This is a genomic window from Thermococcus sp. ES12 (genome assembly GCF_012027515.1).
Lineage (GTDB): Archaea > Methanobacteriota_B > Thermococci > Thermococcales > Thermococcaceae > Thermococcus > Thermococcus barossii.
On record NZ_SNUP01000008.1, the window covers coordinates 1 to 730 of the forward strand.

At 37.5% G+C, this 730-nt stretch carries 2 protein-coding genes; both read right to left on the reverse strand.

Annotated features, from left to right (window positions below; all coding sequences use genetic code 11):
* Nucleotides 1–114 precede the first annotated feature (114 nt).
* Nucleotides 115–444, reverse strand: coding sequence for a putative toxin-antitoxin system toxin component, PIN family (locus E3E37_RS10695; protein WP_167717319.1), 330 nt, complete (start codon nucleotides 442–444; stop codon nucleotides 115–117).
* Nucleotides 445–730, reverse strand: a 286-nt coding sequence (locus E3E37_RS10700; RefSeq protein WP_167717321.1) for a hypothetical protein, incomplete at its 5' end; no start/stop codon positions are given.

A 730-nucleotide genomic window follows, 5' to 3' on the forward strand; every position in this document is an offset into this window, starting at 1 on the left:
ACAAAAATCCACAATTTTCTATAAACCTTCACAAAAACAAGAACAGTTAGCAACGGCTCTTTCTTCCTATAAAATGCAACTTCCCTAGGAAGAGAATTTTGAAAGCCTCGCCCTTCAGGGCGGGGAGGAGGTCAGATCATCAGCATGACCAACCAGCTTAACAAGTTCTCTATCTTCTTCAAATTGAACTCTTGGAGAAACTCGCTTAGTATGATTTAAGACCAAATGATAAACAGCCTTAGCCTTCTCAGGCTTTCCAATAAGCAAACCAATAATTGCAAGTGTTTCCTTCATTTCCTTAATAGTCTCCTTAGAACCATAATTAACCAGCTTATCCTCACTGAGAAGACTTAAAATCTTCCAAGAAGGACTACGTTTAACATCTCTCGATTTTAAGGCACTGATTAAAATAGAAGTATCCAAAACTACCTTGAGTTTAGGCATTCAAATCACTCCAAGCTTCTTAAGCTTTGCCTCAATCCTCTTAAACTTCTTCACTTCTTTTCTTGCAACTTCAAGAAGTTCAGTAGTGCTCATTTTAACTGATTTCTTATCCTTCATGATTATCTCCCAAGCCTTTTCATCACTCATTGGCTTATCAATCTCGCTCATTAAATCTTTAACTTGGAAGAACCAAATAATATCCTCAGGCTTTTCCTTTATGGCCTTGGCAAGGCCATCAACAATTGACTCAAACACTCTTCTGTCAGTGGTCTTAACAACCATTAAA

Excerpts from the sequence above, each read along its gene's own strand:
- E3E37_RS10695 (WP_167717319.1), bottom strand. The coding sequence starts at position 444 with ATGCCTAAACTCAAGGTAGTTTTGGATACTTCTATTTTAATCAGTGCC.